Origin of the sequence: Xanthobacter autotrophicus, assembly GCF_030015065.1 — a bacterium.
GTDB lineage: Bacteria > Pseudomonadota > Alphaproteobacteria > Rhizobiales > Xanthobacteraceae > Xanthobacter > Xanthobacter autotrophicus_D.
Window position 1 is genome coordinate 1 of sequence record NZ_JAIVFN010000303.1, and the last position, 616, is coordinate 616.

Annotated in this window: 1 protein-coding gene; it reads right to left on the reverse strand. The window is 67.7% G+C overall.

The features are described from left to right. Window positions 1–16: 16 nt before the first annotated feature. Window positions 17–616 (reverse strand): BBE domain-containing protein (locus K9U40_RS23230; RefSeq protein ID WP_282892433.1); only part of this gene is annotated, 600 nt, incomplete at its 5' end.

Genomic DNA, 616 nt, shown 5'->3' on the forward strand with positions numbered 1-616 from the left:
GCGCGGGCCCGCCGGGTCAGGGCAGCTTCACGCTCTGCGCGAAACGGAAGAAGTTGCCCGGGTCGTACGTCTGCTTGACCTGCTGCAGGCGCGCGTAGGTGCCGGTGCCCCAGTAGGCCTGCGGATAGTCCACGAGCGAGCCGTCCGGATAGTTCTGGTACACCGCGCCGGTCAGGAAGGGACGCATCAGGTCCATGAAGCCCGCGAGCCATGCCTCCATGCGTTCGCGTTCGGCGGCATCCGTCCAGAACACGTCCGCGACGAGGTCCGCGTCCACGTTCCGGTGGACGAATGCGCTGTCCGTGGCCGGGTAGCGCTGGATCGCGCCGCCGTACGGCTCCAGGTAGAACATCGAATAGGTGTTGGGCGAGGTCACGAAGTAGTCGATCGCCGCCTGCCACTGCGCTTTGGTGAGCGTGCGGCCGATGTAGCCGCTGGACTTGCTCTCGCACACGTGATCGGGCAGATCCTGGGGAAGCTCGTAGGGGTGGTCCTCCAGCCAGTGGTTCATCTCCGGGTACGTGCCCGACTTGTCCACCAGCAGCCGCGCGCTCGGCACCGCGAGCAGGGGGGCGATGGCGGCCCGGCCGGCATCGGCCGTGCCGCAGTACATGCC